At 63.9% G+C, this 21,109-nt stretch carries 18 protein-coding genes; 12 read left to right on the top strand and 6 right to left on the bottom strand.

Annotated elements, in window-relative coordinates:
• Window positions 1-119: 119 nt before the first annotated feature.
• The 11 genes from KO538_RS10340 to KO538_RS10295 all read left to right on the top strand — a co-directional run bounded on the left by KO538_RS10340 (window position 120) and on the right by KO538_RS10295 (window position 13,690).
• On the top strand, window positions 120-1,337 hold the full coding sequence (locus tag KO538_RS10340; RefSeq protein WP_219328258.1) for a carbohydrate porin: 1,218 nt from the start codon (window positions 120-122) through the stop codon (window positions 1,335-1,337).
• A 410-nt stretch (window positions 1,338-1,747) separates the two neighbouring features.
• On the top strand, window positions 1,748-2,758 hold the full coding sequence (locus KO538_RS10335; protein ID WP_034757092.1) for a substrate-binding domain-containing protein: 1,011 nt from the start codon (window positions 1,748-1,750) through the stop codon (window positions 2,756-2,758).
• Window positions 2,759-3,090: 332 nt separating this feature from the next.
• Window positions 3,091-4,728 carry an alpha-amylase family glycosyl hydrolase gene (locus KO538_RS10330; protein WP_219328257.1) on the top strand — a complete coding sequence of 546 codons (1,638 nt, stop codon included), beginning with the start codon at window positions 3,091-3,093 and terminating at the stop codon, window positions 4,726-4,728.
• Between the two features lie 84 nt (window positions 4,729-4,812).
• Entirely contained in the window at window positions 4,813-5,898 is a 1,086-nt protein-coding gene (locus KO538_RS10325; RefSeq protein ID WP_070259173.1) for an ABC transporter ATP-binding protein, read from the top strand.
• A gap of 111 nt (window positions 5,899-6,009) precedes the next feature.
• The gene (malE, locus tag KO538_RS10320; RefSeq protein WP_219328256.1) at window positions 6,010-7,230 is read left to right on the top strand and encodes a maltose/maltodextrin ABC transporter substrate-binding protein MalE; all 1,221 of its coding nucleotides are present in this window, start codon (window positions 6,010-6,012) and stop codon (window positions 7,228-7,230) included.
• A 122-nt stretch (window positions 7,231-7,352) separates the two neighbouring features.
• Entirely contained in the window at window positions 7,353-8,864 is a 1,512-nt protein-coding gene (malF, locus tag KO538_RS10315; protein ID WP_034757085.1) for a maltose ABC transporter permease MalF, read from the top strand.
• 9 nt (window positions 8,865-8,873) lie between these two features.
• A complete protein-coding gene (gene malG / locus KO538_RS10310) occupies window positions 8,874-9,764 on the top strand; it encodes a maltose ABC transporter permease MalG (RefSeq protein ID WP_034757081.1) in 891 nt (296 codons plus the stop codon).
• Window positions 9,765-9,766: 2 nt separating this feature from the next.
• Complete coding sequence (locus KO538_RS10305) at window positions 9,767-11,017, top strand: alpha-amylase family glycosyl hydrolase (protein WP_257620284.1); 1,251 nt, start codon at window positions 9,767-9,769, stop codon at window positions 11,015-11,017.
• A complete protein-coding gene (locus KO538_RS29355; protein WP_257620283.1) occupies window positions 10,968-11,402 on the top strand; it encodes a hypothetical protein in 435 nt (144 codons plus the stop codon). Before KO538_RS10305 ends, KO538_RS29355 begins: the two co-directional genes overlap by 50 nt.
• Window positions 11,399-12,310 (top strand): carbohydrate kinase family protein, encoded by a 912-nt coding sequence (locus KO538_RS10300; protein WP_219328255.1) that lies wholly within the window; start codon window positions 11,399-11,401, stop codon window positions 12,308-12,310. The genes KO538_RS29355 and KO538_RS10300 overlap by 4 nt, the downstream gene beginning before the upstream one ends.
• Before the next feature lie 93 nt (window positions 12,311-12,403).
• Window positions 12,404-13,690: an O-acetylhomoserine aminocarboxypropyltransferase/cysteine synthase family protein gene (locus KO538_RS10295; protein ID WP_070218279.1), complete on the top strand. Its 1,287-nt coding sequence runs from the start codon at window positions 12,404-12,406 to the stop codon at window positions 13,688-13,690.
• Here KO538_RS10295 and KO538_RS10290 read toward each other — a convergent pair.
• Window positions 13,687-14,496: an SDR family oxidoreductase gene (locus KO538_RS10290; protein ID WP_219328254.1), complete on the bottom strand. Its 810-nt coding sequence runs from the start codon at window positions 14,494-14,496 to the stop codon at window positions 13,687-13,689. The genes KO538_RS10295 and KO538_RS10290 overlap by 4 nt on opposite strands.
• 165 nt (window positions 14,497-14,661) lie before the next feature.
• On the opposite strand from KO538_RS10290, the gene KO538_RS10285 reads away from it, so the two are divergent.
• Entirely contained in the window at window positions 14,662-15,219 is a 558-nt protein-coding gene (locus KO538_RS10285) for a TetR/AcrR family transcriptional regulator (RefSeq protein ID WP_219328253.1), read from the top strand.
• Between the two features lie 71 nt (window positions 15,220-15,290).
• Here KO538_RS10285 and KO538_RS10280 read toward each other — a convergent pair whose 3' ends face one another.
• The 5 genes from KO538_RS10280 to KO538_RS10260 all read right to left on the bottom strand — a co-directional run bounded on the left by KO538_RS10280 (window position 15,291) and on the right by KO538_RS10260 (window position 21,106).
• A complete protein-coding gene (locus KO538_RS10280) occupies window positions 15,291-16,331 on the bottom strand; it encodes an AAA family ATPase (protein WP_219328252.1) in 1,041 nt (346 codons plus the stop codon).
• Entirely contained in the window at window positions 16,328-17,707 is a 1,380-nt protein-coding gene (locus KO538_RS10275) for a capsule biosynthesis protein CapK (RefSeq protein WP_219328251.1), read from the bottom strand. Before KO538_RS10275 ends, KO538_RS10280 begins: the two co-directional genes overlap by 4 nt.
• Window positions 17,704-18,297 carry a hypothetical protein gene (locus tag KO538_RS10270; protein WP_219328250.1) on the bottom strand — a complete coding sequence of 198 codons (594 nt, stop codon included), beginning with the start codon at window positions 18,295-18,297 and terminating at the stop codon, window positions 17,704-17,706. Before KO538_RS10270 ends, KO538_RS10275 begins: the two co-directional genes overlap by 4 nt.
• Before the next feature lie 83 nt (window positions 18,298-18,380).
• The gene (locus KO538_RS10265) at window positions 18,381-20,138 is read right to left on the bottom strand and encodes a VWA domain-containing protein (protein WP_219328249.1); all 1,758 of its coding nucleotides are present in this window, start codon (window positions 20,136-20,138) and stop codon (window positions 18,381-18,383) included.
• Window positions 20,135-21,106, bottom strand: a complete 972-nt coding sequence (locus KO538_RS10260; protein ID WP_219328248.1) for a hypothetical protein — start codon at window positions 21,104-21,106, stop codon at window positions 20,135-20,137. Before KO538_RS10260 ends, KO538_RS10265 begins: the two co-directional genes overlap by 4 nt.
• Window positions 21,107-21,109 lie beyond the last annotated feature (3 nt).

Raw genomic sequence — 21,109 nt, 5'->3', positions numbered from 1 at the left:
AGTTTACTGATCAAAGCGCTTTGAACTATACTCAAAGCGCTTTGAAACATAACTAAAGCGCTTTGGTTGTGCGAAATTACGCGCGCTAATCCCACACCTATAAAAACACTGGAGACACAATGAACAAATTTTTCTTGAAAGCGTTGCCAGCGGCAGTGCTCATGGCCTTGAGCGCGTCGGCCCAGGCCGCCCTGCCGATCGACTTCGGCGGCTACATCCGTTCGGGCTTCGGCACCAGCAGCGAAGGCGGCAAGGAAGCGTGTTTCGGCCTGGCTGGCGCATCGTCCAAGTATCGTCTGGGCAATGAGTGCGAAACCTACGGCGAGCTGAAATTCGGCGGCGAAGCCTTCAAGGCAGCCAACGGCACCACTTTCCGCATCAATACCCTGGTGGCGTTTTCCGTCAATCAGAACCAGGACTGGGAGCAATCGGACCCGGCGTGGCGTGAAATGAACGTGGTCGCCGACAAGATCGGCACGGGCGCCTTCGCCGAAGCGCGCGCCTGGGTCGGCAAGCGCTACTATGACCGCCAGGACGTACACATCACCGATTACTACTTCTGGAATAACAGCGGCCCGGGCGCCGGCCTGGAAAACATCGACCTGGGCGCCGCCAAGCTGGCCTACGCCATCGTGCGCACGGCCGACGATGGCGACAGCAATCGCATGGGCCTGTCCCACGACTTGCGCTTCTCCGGCATCAAGGTCAACCCCGATGGCGAACTGACCCTGGGCCTGCAATTCAACCAGAAACGCAACGCGCAAGGCGCGGCTCCCATCGCCAGCGGCCACTTGCTGACCGTCATGCATACGCAAGGCAATCTGCTGGGCGGCTTCAACAAGGTGGCACTGCAGTACGGCAAAGGCAGCGCTGCCAACACGGGCGGCTTCAGCCTGGGCGCCAGCAAGGATGACAAGGTCGTGCGCCTGACGGAACAGATCATGATCCAGCCCAAAGGCGCCTGGTCGGGCATGGGCACCTTCGTCTACGAAGACAAGGAAACGGCAGGCGTGAGCAGCAAATGGACATCGATCGGCGCGCGTCCCGTCTACCACTTCACGGACAACTACAGCCTGGCCGTGGAACTGGGCCACGACATCGTCAAGCCGGAAGGCGGCGAGAGCCGCAATCTCACCAAGCTGACCTTCGCGCCGCAACTGTCGGCCGGCAACAGCTTCTGGTCGCGTCCCGTGCTGCGCGCCTTCTACACCTATGCCAAATGGAACAAGGCAGCCCAGTCGGCCGCCGCTGCCGAATCGGCGCTGTCGTCGACGGGCGTGTTTGGTGGCAAGACCAACGGCAGCTCGGTCGGTTTCCAGGTCGAGTCGTGGTGGTAAGAGCATCTGAAAAACGTCCATGGCGGCGTTGCACGGTCTTGCCGTACTAGCGTACTGTCTGCGACCGTGCGCCTTGCCCTGAACGTTTTATCAGACGCTCTTTATTGACCAGAGGCATCCAACACTGGCTGACGCCGCAAGGCGCCAGCCAGTGGCAGCAGCACCGCCCGCATTTCGGGGCAGGTAGTAACCGGACCCACCATTTCGCCGCTGCACGCGATGGCCGGCAGCTTCAATGTAGTGATTCAGCAGTATCCTCTTTTAGCGCGGGCGCCCCTGGGTTTGCCCGCGTATTTTTTTGGGCGCCGCCGCCGCTTGCCATACCTCTGATCATTCCGGCATTTATCAGATAAACTACCCTGCATTGCACGGCACCGCACCGCTCCCGACCCACCCCGACTGCAGCATCCATGAACCTCAAAAATCTCGCCAAAACGCTAGGAATATCCGAAACCACCGTCAGCCGCGCCTTGAATGGCTATCCGGAAGTGAGCGAACGCACGCGCGAGCGGGTACTGGCCGCCGCGCAGGCGGCCGGCTACCGTCCCAATCCCATGGCGCGCAGCCTGGCCGTGGGGCGCACGAATATCGTCGGCATCATCTACCCGCTGATGCCGAACGACCTGGCCGACCCCATGTTCATCGACATCGTGGGCGGCATGTCGGAAGCGCTGGAAGCGCAGCAGATGGACATGATGATCGCGCCCGCTTCGGCCACCAATGAATTCCACACGTATGAACGCATGGTCAAGGGCCGCCGCATCGACGGCCTGATCGTTGGCCGTACAAAGCCGTTCGACGAGCGCATCGCCTACCTGGCGCAGCAGGGCATGCCGTTTGTCGCGCATGGCCGCACGCAGCTGAACCAGCCGCACGCGTGGTTCGACTACGATAACGAGGCGGGCATGCGCCTGGCCGTCGAGCGCCTGGCGCAGCTGGGCCACCAGCGCATCGGCCTGATCAGCGCAACGCCGGACCTGAACTTCGTGCGCCAGCGCGTCGAGAGTTTCCAGCACGCCATGCAGGCGGGCGGCCTGGCCGTCGACCCGGACAACCTGGTCGACAACGCCCACGACCGCCGCGCTGGCTACCAGGCCATGCAGCGCCTGCTGGCCCGCTCGCCCCGCCCCACCGCCGTCATCGTCGACAATCACATGTCGGGCGTGGGCGCCGTGCGCGCCCTGCTCGACGCGGGCATCGCCATCGGCAGCGAGATGTCGCTGATCGTCTGGGGCGTGATGGAAGATTCCCTGGCCGGCCACAACGTCACCACCGTCGTCCAGCCCGACCCGCGCGGCGCCGGCGCGAAGATGATCCACATGCTGCTGGCCCTGATGGACGGCACGCCCGTCACCGACCTGCAGGAACTGTGGCCGTGCGAACTGTTGCCGGGCGAGTCGGCGGGACCGGTAATTAGGTAGTTAAATATTGCATTGGCCCGCAGCAGAAAGCTGGGGTCAGTCACTGCGTGATCGGAATGGGTCCCACTGGGACCATTCCCCCTCAGGGTCCGACCCCGGCCTCCGCTGGGGGGGGTTCGTAAACGCCCTCTTCGCGCAGTTTTTCCCTTCCTGAATCACGCTCATAAAAAAATCGTATGTCTGGCACGTGTATCGCTTTACTTTTCAAAGCGCTTTGAACTATACTCATTTCATACCCAAAGCGCTTTGAATTTTAAAATAAGACGTTCGCCTACCAACCAGCAGCGCCGCCCTGATAGCCAACGCTACAGGCAACTTTTAAGAAATCATTCATGCCGACCATCCAGAACAATCTCGCCCATCTGCCCGCCGACTGGTGGCGCAGCGCCGTCATCTACCAGGTGTATCCACGCAGCTTCCTCGACAGCAATGGCGACGGCATCGGCGACTTGCCCGGAATTACCTCCAAGCTCGACTACATCGCCGCCCTGGGCGCCGACATCGTCTGGATCTCGCCCTTCTTCACGTCGCCGATGAAGGACTTCGGCTATGACGTGGCCGATTTCTGCGACGTCGACCCGATGTTTGGCACCCTGGCCGATTTCGACCGCCTCGTGGCGCGCGCCCATGAACTGGGCTTGAAAGTGATGATCGACCAGGTGCTGTCGCACTCGTCCGACAACCATCCGTGGTTCGTGGAAAGCCGCTCCAGCCGCGACAATCCCAAGGCCGACTGGTATGTGTGGGCCGACCAGAAACCGGACGGCACGGCGCCAAACAACTGGCTGTCCGTGTTCGGCGGTTCCGCGTGGCAATGGGAGCCGCGCCGCGGCCAGTATTACCTGCATGATTTCCTCGTCAGCCAGCCCGACCTGAACTTCCACAATCCGGCCGTACAGCAGGCCCAGCTGGACAACCTGCGCTTCTGGCTCGAGCGCGGCGTCGATGGCTTCCGCTTCGATTCCTGCAACTTCCCGTATCACGATCAATTGCTGCGCGATAATCCGCCAGCCGCGCAGCGCGACGCGAGCAGCGTGTCGGCCATCAACCCCTACGGCATGCAAGCGCACGTGTACGACAAGACGCAGCCGGAAAACATCGCCTACCTGCAGCGCGTGCGCGCCGTGCTCGATGAATACAAGGCCGTTTCCATCGGCGAAGTGGGCGACGACAATGCGCTGGCCACCATGGCTGCCTATACGGGCGCCGACAAGCTGCACATGGCCTACAGTTTCAACTTGCTGACGGCGGAGTTTTCGGCCGCGCACATCCGCAAGCAAGTGGAAGAATTCGAAGCGCAAGTGGCCGACGGCTGGGCTTCCTGGTCCGTGGGCAACCACGACAGCGTGCGCGTGATGACGCGCTGGGGCGGCGAGAACCCATCGCCCTCGCTGGCCAAGGTCGTACTGGCCGTGCAGGCGGCGCTGAAAGGCACGCCGTGCCTGTACCAGGGCGACGAGCTGGCCCTGACGGAAGCGGACATTCCTTTCGAAGCGCTGCAAGACCCGTACGGCATCCCGTTCTGGCCTCAGTTCAAGGGCCGCGACGGCTGCCGCACGCCGATGCCGTGGGTGGCCGAAGCGCCGCATGGCGGCTTCAGCACCACCACGCCGTGGTTGCCCGTGCCGCCCGAGCATCTGGCGCGCGCCGTCGACGTCGAAGAACACGATAGCGGCTCGGCGCTGCGCTTTGCGCAGAACATCCTCGCCTGGCGCCGTACCCTGCCGCAATTGCTGCGCGGCGATATCGTCTTCTTCGATGCACCGGAACCTGTGCTGGCCCTGCGCCGCGATTTGCCCGGCCAACCGTCCGTGCTGGCTGCCTTCAACCTGGGCACGGAGGCCGTCACCTTCGCCTGGCCGGACGCGGCGGCAGCGGCCGATCTTGCCGGTCACGGCTTGCCAGGTAGTAAAGATAACCAACAGCTCAGCCTGCCCCCGCATGGCGGCTGGTTCGGCACCCTGGCGTAAATCGCAGGCTTTGGCGGCCATGCCGCCAATTACAATAACGAGCCCCGCGCATCAGCGAGGACGGATTGACATAGTGAGGAAGACATGGCTGGACTGAAGTTAACAGGCCTGAAGAAGGCATATGGCGACGTGCAAACCCTGCACGGCATCGACCTGGAGATCGCCGATGGCGAATTCATGGTCTTCGTGGGCCCGTCGGGTTGCGGCAAATCCACCTTGCTGCGCAGCATCTGCGGCCTGGAAGAAATCAGCGGCGGTGACTTATTCATCGGCAAGACGCGCATGAACGACGTGCCGCCCGCCAAGCGCGGCATCGCCATGGTGTTCCAGAGCTATGCCCTGTATCCGCACATGAGCGTGGCGCAGAACATGGCCTTCGGCCTCAAACTGGCCGGCATGAGCAAGGTGCAGATCGCCGACGCCGTGCAGCGCGCCGCGCAAATCCTGCGCATCGAACCTTTGCTGGAACGCAAACCGAAGGACTTGTCCGGCGGCCAGCGCCAGCGCGTGGCCATCGGCCGCGCCATCGTGCGCAAACCCGACGTCTTCCTGTTTGACGAACCGCTGTCCAATCTCGACGCATCGCTGCGCGTGCAAATGCGCATCGAACTGGCGAATTTGCACCGCGAATTGCGCTCGACCATGATTTACGTCACGCATGACCAGGTCGAAGCGATGACCCTGGCCGACCGCATCGTCGTGCTCAACGCGGGCCGCATCGAACAGGTGGGTGCACCGCTCGAGCTGTACCACCACCCCGCCAACCTGTTCGTGGCCGGCTTCCTCGGTTCGCCCCGCATGAACTTCCTCAAGGGCAAGATCCACAGCTATGCCGACGGCGTGGCCACCATCGCCACCAACGCGGGCGGCATGCTGCAAGCCGTGTTGACGCAGCCATTGGCCAGCGGCACCCCCGTCACCGTCGGCGCGCGTCCCGAACACGTGCAGGCATGCGCACCCGGCGCCACGGCAGCCATCACGGCCACTGTGCAGGCCGTGGAAAAACTGGGCGACATCAGCTATCTGTATGTGCAAGTACCGGGCGGCGACGAGCCGCTGGTGGTGCGCGCCGATGCGGAAACGGACTGGGCCATTGGCCAATCCGTGGCGCTGCAGGTGGCGCCGGCCCGCGTCCACGTGTTCGACGAGCACGGCCAGACCCGTACCTGACACCCCGGCTTTAAGGGGCCAGGCGCTACAGGCGCCGCCTGGCCTGGTTGTATCGTTTCAGCCTTGATACTCAACATAAACTTAGCATAAAAAAAGACACTGGAGATTGACATGTCCTTCACGAATCCGAAACGCAGCTTCATCAAAACTACCCTGATCGCCGCCGCCTTGGCCGGCATCGGCAACCTGGCCGCCGTCAGCATGGCGAACGCGGCCGAAGCAGGCACCCTGCTGATCTGGATCAATGGCGACAAGGGCTACAAGGGCCTGGCCAAGGTCGGCGAAGAATTCACCAAGAAGACGGGCATCAAGGTCGTCGTCGAGCATCCGGAAGATGCGCCAAACAAATTCCAGCAAGCGGCCGCCGCAGGCAAGGGCCCGGACATCTGGATCTGGCCGCATGACCGCATCGGCACCTGGATCGACGCCGGCTTGCTGCAACCATTGACGCCAAGCAAGGAAGCGCGCGCCGCCATCCTGCCGCTGGCCTGGAACGCCTTTACGGTGAGCGGCAAGACCTGGGGCTACCCGATCTCCATCGAAGCCGTCGCCCTCGTCTACAACAAGGACCTGGTGCCGACGCCGCCAAAAACCTTCGAGGAAATCGCCGCGCTGGACAAGAAATTGTCCGCACAAGGCAAGAAAGCCATCCTGTGGGATTACACGAATACGTATTTCACGTGGCCTTTGCTGGGCGCGGGCGGCGGTTTCCCGTTTGAAGTCAAGTCCGACGGCCGCTACGATGCAGCCAAGACAGGCGTGAACAACGCCGGTTCGCAGGCGGGCGTGAATGCGCTGATGACCCTGATCAACAGCGGCGCCATGCCGAAGGGCGCCGGCTATGCCGAGATGGAAGCGGGCTTCAACCAGGGCAAGATCGCCATGATGATCAACGGCCCATGGTCGTGGGACAATGCGCGCAAGTCGAAGATCAACTTCGGCGTGGCAACGATCCCTACCGTGGCAGGCAAGACGGCCACGCCATTCGTGGGCGTATTGGGCGCGATGATTTCCAAGGCCAGCCCGAACAAAGATTTGGCGACAGAATTCCTGGAAAACCAGATGCTGCAGATCAATGGCCTGAAAACCATCAACGCCGACGTCCCGCTGGGCACGCCAGCCAACAAGGTGCTGTTCGCGGAACTGAAAGCCAATCCGAACATCCAGGCAACGATGGAAAGCGCGCAAGCTGGCCGCCCGATGCCGAACAACCCGGAAATGGGCCGTTTCTGGTCGTCGATGCAATCGGCGCTGGAAAACATCACGCAAGGCCGCCAGACGACCAAGGATGGCCTCGATGCGGCGGCGAAGCGGATTACGACGGCGAATTAATCAGTATCGCGCTGCATCACGTAACTTCACGAAATCCGGGGTCAGACCCGCCGGGTCTGACCCCAGCTCTCCGTTGCGTACAAGTTCAACGCAAACAGCATCCATCTTCACAGGTATCCATCGTGCGCAAGTTTATCGGCCCTACGGTATTGACCATCAGCATGGCGCTGGGTCTGTATCTGCTCTTCATGTTGTACATTTCCGGCCAGACCATGCTGGCCGCCGTTTTCCTCGGCTTGCTGACCCTGACGACGTTCGTCTTCACGTCGCCGCGCGCCTATGCCTACCGCTATCTGTTTCCCGGCATCACGGCGGTCATCGTCTTCGTGCTGCTGCCGATGGTGTACACGGTGTCGATCGGTTTTACCAATTTCAGTTCGCGCAACCTGCTCACCTACGAGCGGGCCACGCAATATCTGCTGGACGAAACGCAGCGGGTGGAAAGTGCCGGCTATGCGATGACCGTGCATGCCGACAATAAAGAATACCGCTTGCGCCTGGAAAGCCCGGACACGGGCGAAGTGCTCTTGACGCAGCCGCTGGCCCTCAAGCGCGCCGTGCCCCTGAACGTGGAGGTCGCGCCGGTCGACCCCGTGCAGGCGCCCGTGCTGGCCGCGCCACTGGGCATCAAGGACATCATCGCCCTGCAAAAGGATTTGAAACTGCTCACCCTGATCCTCCCGAACAAGATCGAACTGCGCATGGTGGGCTTGCGCGAATTCGGTCCCGTCGCGCACGTCTACAAGCAACTGCCGGACAAGACCCTGAAGAAGATCGCCACGGGCGAACTGGTGACGCCGAACTTCAAGACGGGCTTTTATGAAATGCCGGACGGCACGAAACTGGAACCGGGCTTCAAGGTCAATGTCGGCTTCGCCAACTTCGTCAAGATTTTCTCCGACGAAGCGTTCCGCGGCCCCTTCCTGCGCATTTTTGTGTGGACCATCGTTTTCGCCCTGATCAGCGTGGCCACCACGACAGGCCTGGGCATGGTGCTGGCCGTGCTCCTGAACTGGGATGCGCTGCGCTTCCGCGGCCTGTACCGCACCCTGCTGTTCCTGCCGTACGCCGTGCCCGGCTTCATTTCCATCCTCGTCTTCAAGGGTTTGTTCAACAATAACTTTGGCGAAATCAACCTCGTGCTCGATGCCCTGTTCGGCATCAAGCCCGCCTGGTTCTCGGATACCACCCTGGCCAAGGCCATGATTTTGATCGTCAACACCTGGCTCGGCTACCCGTACATGATGGTGGTGTGCATGGGCTTGATCAAGGCGATTCCATCGGACCTGTACGAAGCGTCGGCCCTGGCCGGCGCGGGACCGCTGACGAATTTCTTCAAGATCACGTTACCGCTGATCATCAAGCCGCTCACGCCGCTGATGGTGGCCAGCCTCGGTTTCAACTTCAACAATTTTGTGCTGATCAGCTTGCTGACGGGCGGGCGTCCCGATTTCCTCGACACCACCTTGCCGGCCGGCACGACGGACTTGCTTGTGTCCTACACCTACCGCATCGCGTTCGAGGATTCCGGCCAGAACTTTGGCCTGGCTGCCGCCATCTCGACCCTGATCTTCTTCCTCGTGGCCGCGATTTCGCTGGTCAACATGCGCCTGACGCGCATGAACAAAGCATAAAGGACAGCCATGGCTATCGTTGTCGACCGTTCCAACCGCTGGCGCATCCTGGCGGCCCACGTCGCCGTGATCGCGCTGATCGCGCTGGTGATGTTCCCCTTCCTGATGATCTTGTCGATCTCCCTGCGGCCCGGCAATTTCGCCTCGGGCAGCCTGATACCGCCCGAGATCAGCTTCGAGCACTGGCGTTTGGCGCTGGGCATGTCCTACCAGGCGCCCAACGGTGCCCTCGTCGAACCGGATTTCCCTGTGCTGCTGTGGCTGTGGAATTCCATCAAGGTAGCCAGCATGAGCGCCACCGTCACCGTGCTGCTGTCGACCACCTGCGCGTATGCGTTCGCGCGCATGCAGTTCCGTTTCAAGTCGCAGACGCTGTCCGCGCTGATGCTGCTGCAGATGTTCCCCGCCGTGCTGGCCCTGGTGGCCATCTACGCCATCTTCGACGTGCTGGGCAGCTACGTGCCATGGCTGGGCATCGACCACCACGGCAGCCTGGTGCTGGCCTACACGGGCGGCATCGCCCTGCATATCTGGACCATCAAGGGCTACTATCAAACCATCCCCATCGAGATCGAGGAAGCGGCCAAGGTCGACGGCGCCACCCAATGGCAAGCGTTCGTCTACGTGCTGCTGCCGATGACGGTGCCCATCCTGATGGTGGTGTTCCTGCTGTCGTTCATCGGTGCCATCATCGAGTACCCGATCGCTTCCGTGCTGCTGCATGAACAGAACAACCTGACCCTGGCCGTCGGCTCGAAGCTGTTCCTGTACGAGCAAAAATACCTGTGGGGCGACTTCGCCGCGGCCGCCATCTTGTCCGGTCTGCCCATCACGGCCGTGTTCCTGCTGGCGCAAAAATGGATGATCTCCGGCCTCACGGCTGGCGGCGTGAAAGGCTGACCATGCGGCGCACCCTGACTACGCTGGCCGCCCTGCTCTTGTGCGCTTCGGCGCAGGCAGGGAGCTTTGCCGAGAATCCGATTGTCTACTTCGCCGTGACAGACCGTTTCGCCAACGGCAATCCCGGCAACGACCACAGTTATGGCCGCGCCGCTGACCCGCAAGGCGGCGACGTCGGCAGCTTCCACGGCGGCGACATCGCCGGCATCACGCAGCAGCTGAAGGCCGGCTACTTCAAGGAACTGGGCGTCAACGCCCTGTGGATCACGGCGCCGTACGAGCAGATACATGGCTGGGTGGTAGGCGGCAAACAGCAATTCCAGCATTACGCCTACCACGGCTACTGGGCGCTCGACTACACAACGATGGACGCCAACATGGGCACGCGCGAGGAACTGCGCGAAATGATCAATACGGCCCATGCGCAAGGCATCCGCGTGCTGTTCGACGTGGTGCTGAACCATCCCGGCTATGCGGACCTGCGCACCCTGGCAGAGTACAAGGTGCCCGTGCTGTGGCCCGGCCACGAAAAGGCCGTGCTGCGCGACTATCACAGCTTCATCGACTACAACAACTTCGAATTCAAGCAATGGTGGGGCCCCGACTGGGTGCGCGCGGGCTTGCCCGGCTACCCGGACGGCGGCAAAGATGATTTCACGATGCAGCTGGCCTACCTGCCCGACTTCCGCACGGAAAGCGGCAAGGCCGTGGGCTTGCCTCCCATCCTGCAACGTAAAAGCGACACACGCGCCGTGGCCCTGCCCGACACCACCGTGCGCGGCTACCTTGTCCACTGGCTGGCCGACTGGGTGCGCGAATTCGGCGTCGACGGTTTCAGGGCCGACACCGTCAAGCATGTGGAGCCAGCGAGCTGGCTGGCCCTGCGCGCGGCGGCCACCGATGCCCTCAAGGATTGGAAGGCGCGCCACCCGCAGCAGAAAATCGACGACGCGCCATTCTGGATGACGGGCGAGGCATGGGGCCATGGCCCCGAGCGCAGCAGCTGGCATGATGCGGGATTCGACTCGATGATCAATTTCGATTTCCAGAATCGCGCGGGCGGCGACTGGAAAAGCATCGATGGCGTGTACCGCCAGTACGCGGGCCTTCTGGGCAAGGGCCCGGCCCCCCCGCTACGACATCCTGTCGTATATCTCGTCGCACGACACCAGCCTGTTCCCGCGCGATCGGCTGAAGCATGGCTTGTCCGCCCTGCTGCTGGCGCCAGGCGGCGTGCAGCTGTTCTACGGTGATGAAAGCGCGCGCCAGCCTGGCGCGGCGCCCATCGGCGACGAACAGCAGGCGACCCGCTCCGACATGAACTGGTCTTCGCTCGATGGGGCCACCCTGACGCATGCACGCAAGCTGGGCCAGTTCCGGCTGCGCCACCCTGCCCTGGCACGCGGCGAACACCGGTTCATCAACGACAAGCCGTATGCGTTCGCCCGCGTGATGCAGGATGACGCCATCATCGCCGTGCCCGAAGCGCAAGGCGCACTCGAACTCAAAGTACACGGCGTGTTCGCGGACGGCACCAGTCTGCGCGACGCCTACACGAATCAAACCTATTTGGTAAAAAATGGCACCGTCGCCGTGAACGCGGCCGGCACCGTCCTGTTAGAGAAGGCAGCACCATGAGCAACTATGACATCTTAGTGGTCGGCGGCGCCGGCATCGACACGATCGTGCGCGTCCCCGACCTGCAACTGCCCGTCGCCGACTCCGTCCACGTGCCGCCCATCCGCGATTACGTGGCGCACACGGGCAATGGCGTGGCGCTCGGTTGCCACGCGCTGGGCTTGCGCTGCAAGTTCATCGACTTCATCGGCGACGATGCGCAAGGCGCGGCCATCCTGCAGCGCTACAAGGAAGCCAAACTCGATTTCTCGCACATCGTCGAACCTTCGGGCACGCGGCGCAGCGTCAACCTCGTCGACCCGCAAGGACGCCGGCTGTCGCTGTATGACGGGCGCCACCCGGAAGACGTGCGCATGCCTGCCGCCTTCTATCTGCCCTACCTGGGACCGGCGCGCCACGCGCACTTTTCCATCATGGGCTGGGTGGCCCAGCTGTTTGACGATGCACTGACGTGCGGCACGACGGTATCGACCGACCTGCACGACTGGGATGGCGTCAACCCGCACCATAAAAAATTCGCACTGCGCGCCGACCTGGTCTTCCTCAGCACGGCGGCGCTCGGCGAGCGCCGGGACGACGTCATGCACGCGATTATTTCGGAAGGCCGCGCGCAGGCCGTCATCGCGATGGCGGGCGCGGATGGGGCCTACCTGCTGGAACGGAACGGCGCGTCCGTGCGCCACTATCCGACGGCGGGCTTGACGCTGCCCGTGGTGGACACGAATGGCGCCGGCGACTCGTTTGTCGCCGCCTTTTTGCATGCCTGGCTCGATGGTGCAGGCATCGACGCCGCCATGCGCCGCGGCGCCATCGGCGGCGCGTTTGCCTGCGCCCAGCATGGCACGCATGAACGTTTCATCGGACCGGCGGAGCTGCATGACTTATATCAAGACCGCACTAGCTTATGACTTAATATTCTATCAAGCGTAGCAACGCGCTAATGGTCGCATGGCACAATGGCTGCGGATTTCACCACACAGATTATTGAAACCGGAGACCACATGAGAATCGAAACCCTGGCCGTGCACGCTGGCTACACCCCCGACCCGACCACCAAGGCGGCCGCCGTCCCCATTTACCAGACGGTGGCCTACGCCTTCGACAATGCCCAGCATGGCGCCGACCTGTTCGACCTCAAGGTGGCAGGCAATATCTATACGCGCATCATGAACCCCACGCAGGACGTGCTGGAAAAACGGGTCGCCGCGCTGGAAGGCGGCGTGGCCGCGCTGGCCGTGGCGTCGGGCATGGCGGCCATCACCTATGCGATCCAGACGATTGCCGAAGCGGGCGACAATTTCATCTCCGCCAGCCAGCTGTATGGCGGCACCTACAACCTGTTTGCCCACACCCTGCCGCAGATCGGCATCGAAGTGCGCTTCGCCGACGCGCGCCAGCCGGAGACCTTCGCCGCCCTGATCGATGCGCGCACCAAGGCCATCTTCTGCGAATCGATCGGCAACCCGCTGGGCAATGTCACCGATGTAGCGAAACTGGCCGAAATCGCGCACGCGCACGGCATCCCGCTGATCGTCGATAACACGGTGCCGAGCCCCTATCTGTTCCGCCCCATCGAGCATGGCGCCGACATCGTCGTCCATTCGCTGACAAAATACCTGGGCGGCCACGGCACCACCGTGGGCGGCGCCATCGTCGACAGCGGCAAATTCCCGTGGGCCGAGCACAAGGAGCGCTTCAAGCGCCTGAACGAGCCGGACGTGTCGTATCACGGCGTCGTCTACACGGAAGCGTTCGGTCCCGCCGCCTTCATCGGCCGCGCGCGCGTCGTCCCGCTGCGCAACATGGGTGCCGCGATTTCGCCCTTGAGCGCGTTCCAGCTGATCCAGGGCATCGAGACCCTGGCCCTGCGCATGGACCGCATCTGCGACAACACGCTGGCCCTGGCCAAACACCTGAAACAGCATCCGAAGGTCGCGTGGGTCAATTACGCGGGCCTGGAAGACCACCCGGACCACGCGCTGGTGAAAAAATACATGCACGGCCGCGCCTCGGGCATCTTGTCCTTCGGCCTGAAACTGGCGGCTGGCGAGGATCCGCGCGCGGCAGGCGCCCGCGTGCTCGACGCCCTGCAGCTGTTCACGCGCCTGGTCAATATCGGCGACGCCAAGTCGCTGGCCACGCATCCGGCGTCCACCACGCACCGCCAGCTCAATCCCGAGGAACTGGCCAAGGCGGGCGTGTCCGAAGACATGCTGCGCCTGTCCGTGGGCATCGAGCATATCGACGACTTGCGCGAAGACCTGGAGCAGGCGCTCAACGCCGCTTAATCGCTGGCTTTGACGCCATAGCGCGATGCCGGCTTGCCGCGCATCGCGCCCGCGAACAGGGCCAGGCGGGCCGCGTCAAAACGCTCCCACAAGACCTGGTCTTCCACCGAAGGCAAGGTCACCAGCTCGCCCTGGTCCAGGCCCGCCAGCGCCGCATCGACGCAATCTTCCGCGCGCATGATGGTCGCCTGGTCCAGCTGTGCCAGCGGCACGCCGCTCAATTCCCAGATTTCCGTCGCCGTCGACGCGGGCAGCACCAGCTGCACCGTGATGCCCGTGCCGGCCAGTTCCTGCTGCAAGCCCCGCGTGAAATTCATCACATAGCCCTTGGTGGCGCTGTAGATCGTGCTGACGGGCAGGATGTGGAAGGACAGCACGGAGCCGATGTTGATGATGGTGCCCCGGTTGCGCTGCTTGAACTGCGGCAGCACGGCGTACGTCAGTTGCGCCAGCGCCGCCACGTTGACCTGGTCCATCGCGGCGATACCCTCGCGTGGCGAGTCCACGACGGCGCCCAGGGTCGAGACACCAGCATTATTCACCAGCATGGTGATGGCTGGGTTGCCGGCCAGTTCTTCGGCCACGCGCTGCAGGTCGGCCGGTGCGGCCAGATCGGCCGCCATGGCGCGCACGGCCACGCCATATTTTTCCGCCAGCGAGGCAGCCAGGGTGCCCAGGCGCTCGACCCGGCGCGCCACGAGGATCAAATCGAAGCCGCGCGCGGCCAGACGGTCCGCATACACGGCGCCCAGGCCGGACGAGGCGCCGGTGATGAGGGCCGTGCCTTGGGTAGTAACTGCATTCATGATCATTCCTTCTTCAGTATGGGGTGGGTTGAGGCCATCAAACATGACAGCCATCATGCTTCAACACATTAAATATGACGGTCATCATGTTTAATGTGTTGAAGCATGACGAACATCATGTATGATGTCAACCATTATTTTTTGAATCGTGATCAGGAGCTTGCCATGCGTTATCCCGCCGAAGAAACCGCCGAAAAGCACCAGCGCATCCTGACGCAGGCGGCGCGGCTATTCCGTGAAAAGGGTTACGACGGCGTCAGCGTGGGGCAGATCATGCAGGCGACGGGACTCACGCACGGCCCCTTCTACAACCATTTCGCCTCGAAGGAAGCGCTGATGGCGGAAAGCACCCTGCACGGTTCGGAACACTCGCGCGTGGCGCTCGATGCGGCAACGGCCAGCCCGGAAACGATGCGCCAGTACGTGCGCGATTACGTCAGCGCAGCCCACCGCGACGCACCGGGCGATGGCTGTCTGCTGGCGGCGCTGGCCGGCGACGCGCGCAAGCAGCCGGCCGTGCGCCCTGCCTTCACCTTCCACCTGAAAGCCATCATCGGCAAGCTGGCAGCGCATTTTCCGTGGCAGAAAAAGCGCAACGCGCGCCAGGAGGCCATCGTCATGCTGTCGGCCATGGTGGGCGCCGTGGCGCTGGCGCGCGCCGTCGACGATGAAGCGTTTTCGGATGAGATTCTGAAAGCCGTGAACACAGCTTTTACCGCGTAGGTCGGATTAGCGCGCGAGCGCGTAATCCGACAACATTGTTGACGCATGTGGTGATGTCGGATTACGCTCCGCTAATCCGACCTACGCGCGAGCAACTGGGCGACTTGTCCGACCCTGTCCGCGACCGTGCCTGACACATTGACATAGGCAATCCCTCGCCGCGCCAGTTCGGCCTGGTACCACGCATGCTGGCGCGCACGGAAATCCTCGTCGCGGCGCGTGCCATCCTGGATAAACGGGAAGTCGGGGGCGCACAGCAGCACAAAGTCATAGCGGTGTTCGGCCAGCTGCGCCAGTTCCTGCTCGGCCTTGCCGAACATCTCGACGCAGTAGAAATACGTGGTCATGGGCGAGGTATCGCAAAACAGCCAGCGCCGCGCGGCCAACAGCGCCTGCGCTTCGCGGCGCAGCTGCTCGCGGCCGATCTTGAGCAAATCATCATACGCCAACACGCCATCCTGGCTTTCCCACAATTCGCGGCCATACTCGGCCACCCAGGCCGTCTCGAAATGCGCCGCCAGCGCTTGCGCCAAGGTCGTCTTGCCGCTCGATTCGCCACCGAGCACGCACACGCGCGTGACAAAATCGGCGCGCACAATCGGCGACAGGAAGGCGCTGTGCGCATGCGGATCTTGCCGCGCCACGGTACCGGACGCGGGCACCAACGTTCTCGCCTGATCCACGCTCACGTGCGCCACAGGTCCGCTCGCATAATGCCGTTCCAGTACCTGTGCAAAACCGGGGCCATAGTCTTCGCTGGTAAACACGGCATCGACGGGCCGCTCCAGCACCGTCCAGCACAGCCAGCCCATGAAGTGGCGATGCGCGTCGCCATCGTCGTCGTTGTGCGGCAAGGTCAGCGCACGCACGCCGCGCGCCGCACACAGGGCAGCCAGGCGCGCATCGTCCAGCACGACGATGTGCGCCTGCGGGAACTGCGCGCGCAGCCAGCGTTCCCGGCGCGGCGGCTCGCAACCGGGAAATTCGGGCTTGGTGTAACTGACCACCAGCAGTTCTTCGCTGGCGTCTTGCGCACGATGGAGCAACAGTTCGTGGCCCTGGTGCAGCGGGCAGAATTTGCCGACCACGAGGCCGCGCTTGTAAAGGTTCATGCTGCCGCTTCCTGCAAATCCGAGGTGTATTGAATGATCTTGTCTTCCGCCAGCAAAGTCTCGACCGTGATGGCGCCGAAAAAAGGCGCGAGCAAGGCGCGCGCCCGGTCAGCCTGCGGCATGGCGCCCGGCGCCAGGCGCAGTGCGATGGCGCCATCGCCATGCTGGTGCACGCCGAACAGGGCGATGGCCAGCGGTTTCAAGGCGTGCGTGATGTCGATATTATTGATCCACTCGCCGTTGACCGTGCGATAGCGCAAAGGGCTGCGGCCCGCCAGCCCCACCAGCACGGGGCCGTGCGGGCCATGCGCCAGCGAAGCGTAGTCGCCCGTGCGGTAGCGCACGAGGGGCAGGCAGAAATTGAAGCCGCCCGTCACCGTGATTTCGCCGCGCGCGCCCTCCGGCACGGGCTGGCCCGCAGCATCGAGGATTTCCACGTACAGCCGGTGCTGCAGCAGCACATGGCCGCCCGCCTGTTCGTCGTAGACGGCGACGGGCCCCACTTCATTGAGCGAATAGATATCGAGCACGGGACAACCAAAACGCGCTTCCAGGCGCGCGCGCATACCGGGCAACAGCATCATCGACACGGACATCAGCGCGGCCGGCTTGTGCGTCATGGACAGGGTCAGCAGTTCGGCAAACGAGATGGGGTCGCCCGCGATCAGCTCGGGCGCCATGGCGTCGAGGTAGCGCGCGCGGTCGTCAGGGTCGCGCCAGTCGTCCACGTGCAGATTGATCTTCGCCAGGCCCGATTCATGCATCGTCGGCGTGACGGAGACATAGGTGAAGCAGCGGCGCTGGTGCCCCAGCAGCATGACGCCCACCTGTCCCGCGCCATGGCGCAGGGTCACGCCGAAGCGGCGCAGCGCGCGCTTGTGGAAGGCCAGGTAACGCCCTGCCACCAGCGGGTGCGAAGCGATCAGCAGCGGATGGCCCGTGGTGCCCGTCGTCTGGAAATTGATCATGCGCGCCAAGTCAGCATCGTCGGGCACGAAGGCGGCGATGTCGTGCGCCAGTTCGGCGCGGCTGATGGGCGCCACGTCCGCGAGACGCGCGGGTGGCGAGCCGCAGGCGCGGTAATGGGGCACCGTGGCGTAGACCGTCCCGAGAAAATCCGCCAGCCAGGGCGGCGGCGCATCGGCGCCCCAAGCGACTACCGCATCCATGACCTCCCGCTCGTAGGCGCGCAGTGATTCGACCTCCGCTGCCAGCAGCTTGTTGCCGCTGCGGTTGCGGTAGACAGGGGCGCTAGGATGATTGCGCAAGTGCGCCAGCATGCGCGCGCCCGCCGGCGTCAGGGTGGGACAGTAGTCGCGGTCCGATACCCAGGCGCCGCCAGGCAGGTTGACGTCAGGTTTGCCAGCGAGCGTCATTCGCGCGACCACTTGTCGGCCGATTCCTCGGCCGCCTTTTTCGCCAGCGCTTCGCGGATTTCACGCGCGCGCTGCTCGGCCAGCCGGCTCGCTTCGAGCAGGCGGCGGCGTTCCGTGCCGCTGATGGCGGACAATCTGTCCGTCGCCTGCGCCACGCTTTCGTCGCGGGGCCGAAAACCCAGGCGCGCCAGCACGATGCGCGCCAGTTCCTCGCGCCGCTCGGGGTCTTGCGTGAACTGGTGGGCAGGTGTGGCAGCGGCCAATTCGCGCGCCGCCTCGCCCAGCACCTGCAGCAAGGCTGGCTGCGGCAACTGCTGGCTGGTGAACCAGTCGTCGGCCAGCAGCCAGCACACGATCATGGCCAGCGCCAGCCGGTTGCGGTCCGCCTTCACTTGCGCGCCGATAAACCCGTGCAAGGACGCGGCCGGCGCGCGGGCGCCATGCAGCAGCAAAATGTCGTTGACCAGCGCGGCCACGGCCACGGCCTGCGCATTGGCGACGCCGGCGATGCGGGGCTCGGCGAGGAATTCGACGGGCGTGTCGGCCAGGCGGTGGGTCAGGGTTTCGAGGTGGGGACCAGAGATATTCATGGGCCTTTTCTTAATACAGTGATGCGCAAATTTAGCCCAAAAAGCAAAGGCTGGGGTCAGACCCGGCGGGTCTGACCCCGGATTTAAACATAGTGGCGCCGGCTGAACGCCCGCGCAAAGTCCAGCAAGTCCTCGTAGCGCTCGACGGCGTGGATATCCCAGCCCTGTTCACGGCGCGCGCGCTTCAAGTCGTCATAGGTTTTCTGCAGCCACTTGTTAGCCGCCGCGCCCTCCCATTCGCGCTCCAGGTTCAGGGCCATGGTGCCGCCCGCGCCCCCCTGCGCCAGCGCCTTGGCGGAAATATCCCAGCCGCTGTTGCCCAGTTCATCGTTGTCGAACATCGTGGTGATGCCATCGTCGGAAATCATCAAAATGTGCGCGGGCCGTTCCCGTTTGGCCGCATAAGTCTGGCGCAGGCGGTGGATGGGGAAGCAGGTGCCGCCGCCGAAAAATTCCGTCAGCACGCCCAGGATCATGTATTCATCGCGCACGAAACCCGGCGTTTGCATCACCTCGTTCTTGCCGCTCCACAGGGTCACCTGCACTTTCGCGCCGGCGCGCAAGGCCGATAGCGCGATGACTGCACCAGCCAGTGTCAAAAACGAAGTATGCGACTGCGGGTTCGGCATGGAACCGGAACTGTCCACGTACATGTCGAGGTCCACGGGCACGGCGTCGATGGCGCGCGCCGGTTCACGGCCATACACGCGGCGCACGGTCGTCACGCCCGGCACGGGGCGCGGCGACTGCATCACCGATTGCAGCCAGTCGATGTCTTCCAGCGGGTCGCCGATTTCCCACGGTTCCAGCCCTTCCATCTGCGGTTCCTGCGATTCGGGCGCGGGGCGGCTGGGGAACGCCACCAGGTGCGGCAAGGCCCGCTCGCGGTAATAGCGGATGGCGATTTCATGGTCGCTCAGGTCCACGCCCGACGCCTTTAGAATGTCGCCCAGCTCGAACGGTTCCCGCAGCTGGCCGCCGCCCTGCCTGGCCGCCGGCTCGGCAGGCGGCTCATCCCCATCGAGGCCCGAGATGCGCTTGTCGTGCACGGGATGGATGGCACCGTCCTCCTCGTCATCCTCGATCTGCTGCGCGCCATACGTCTGGCAGCCACGGGCCGCGTCGCGCGTGTCGAGCAGATAGCGGCTCGGGCTCAGAGCGTCAGTGTCTTCCACCAGGTAAGGCAGCAGCAAGGTGGCGAAGCGGCCCGCCGCCAGCATCCAGTCGTTCGCGTAGACGCGTATCAGGCGCGCGCCCAGCCAGGCATCCGTGTCCAGGCGTTCGTCGGCCTGGCCGCCACCGAGCTCGCCCTTTTCCAGCTGCCACAGGTTTTCGTAGATGCGCATGTACAGGGTCCATACGCCGCCGCTGGCCTTGGCGTCCACAGTGCGTCCCTGCTCCAGCTTGCGGTAGATATCGGCCATGCGCAGGTTCGCCTGGCGCTGCAAACGGTCGTTGATGAACAGGTCCGTGTACAGGTTGGCCACCATGGGCGCGTGCTGCTCCAGGGTGGGCAAGGCGCGGCGCATGCGCGCCAGCAGGCGGAACTGGTCACTGGCGCTGCCCGGCGCGAGGATATGGTGGCCGATTTCATGGGCAAGCACTTCCAGCGCATAGTCGTCCAGTCCCAGCTCCGTCACCAGCGGCAAATCCACCACGACGCTCTGATCGAGCAGCCGGATCATGGCGAAACTGCCGGACAAGCCCTGCTTGCTGGCCTCGACGCGGCTGGCGCACAGGCTGGGGTCGCGCAAGCGCGTAAATTTGCTCCACACGGCCAGGGCCTCGGGCCAGGCGGCGCGCCAGGCGTCGATCAGCGCAGTATCGGCGGTCGTCTTCATGCGAGCGGCAGCAGGCGGATCGCGTGCGTCCACGGCGACGTGATGGCCAGCGTATGCGCATTCGCGGCAAGCGCGATGTCGCCGGCCGGCAGGTCGAGCGCGATACTGCGCGCGCCGACGTGCACGGTCGCCCCATCGAGACGCACGGACGATGGCATGCCGGTAGTGGCCTGCTCATACTCGTGCGCCGTGGCGCTGTGCAGCACGGCGCCATGGGCGTCGGCCACCAGCAGGTAATGGCGCTCGGCGCTGCGCACGATAAAACCGTCGTTTGTTGCGCGCACTTGCGGCGGCGTGCCGAAGTCGCCACCGAGGCCGCTGAAGCTGCCGAACTCCCTGCCCTCGGCATTGCCGCGCCAGGGATAGTCCAGCAACTGCGCCCGCACCTGCGGCCATTGCGCACCCGGCTCGCCAAACGCAGCCAGCGCCAGCGCGGGCGGCAAGGTGCCGGCGGCGGCCAGCGCGCCCTGGCGGAAATGCGCGACGCCGGCGCGCCAGGCCAGCACCTGGCCCACGGCGCGCAGCTGCGCGACGCTGCCGACTTGCGGCGCCACCGCAGCCAGCTCGCGCTGCCATTGCGCGGGCCGCGCTCCGGGCACGCTCCCCAGGTGGATGGCGGCGTTGCTGAGCATGCCCAGCACGTCGACGGGGGCCGTCGCCAGCAGCGGCGCAAACAGCGGCGCCAGTTCGCACCACACGGTATTCAAGAACGGGTTTTTCGCCGCCGGGCCGGCCAGGCCATGGCCCACCAGTTCCAGTGCCATGTCGTAGGCGGCCAGGGTGACGCCGCCCACGCGCTCGGGCGCAGCGGAAGACACGGCCAGCACCAGCGGGTCGACGCCGTCGTGCAAGAAGGCGCCGAAGGCGGCCATGTCGAGCGAGGGGAAACGCCGGCGCGCTTCCGCTGCGCGCGCATTGAACTGGGCGCGGCCGCTGGCAAGTATCGAGGCAAAAGCAGGAGAAATCATCGC

Source organism: Janthinobacterium sp. NKUCC08_JDC, from assembly GCF_019345575.1.
Classification (GTDB): domain Bacteria; phylum Pseudomonadota; class Gammaproteobacteria; order Burkholderiales; family Burkholderiaceae_D; genus Janthinobacterium; species Janthinobacterium aestuarii.
Note: the sequence above shows the minus strand (reverse complement) of the source record. Positions and strands in the feature narration are given on the sequence as shown.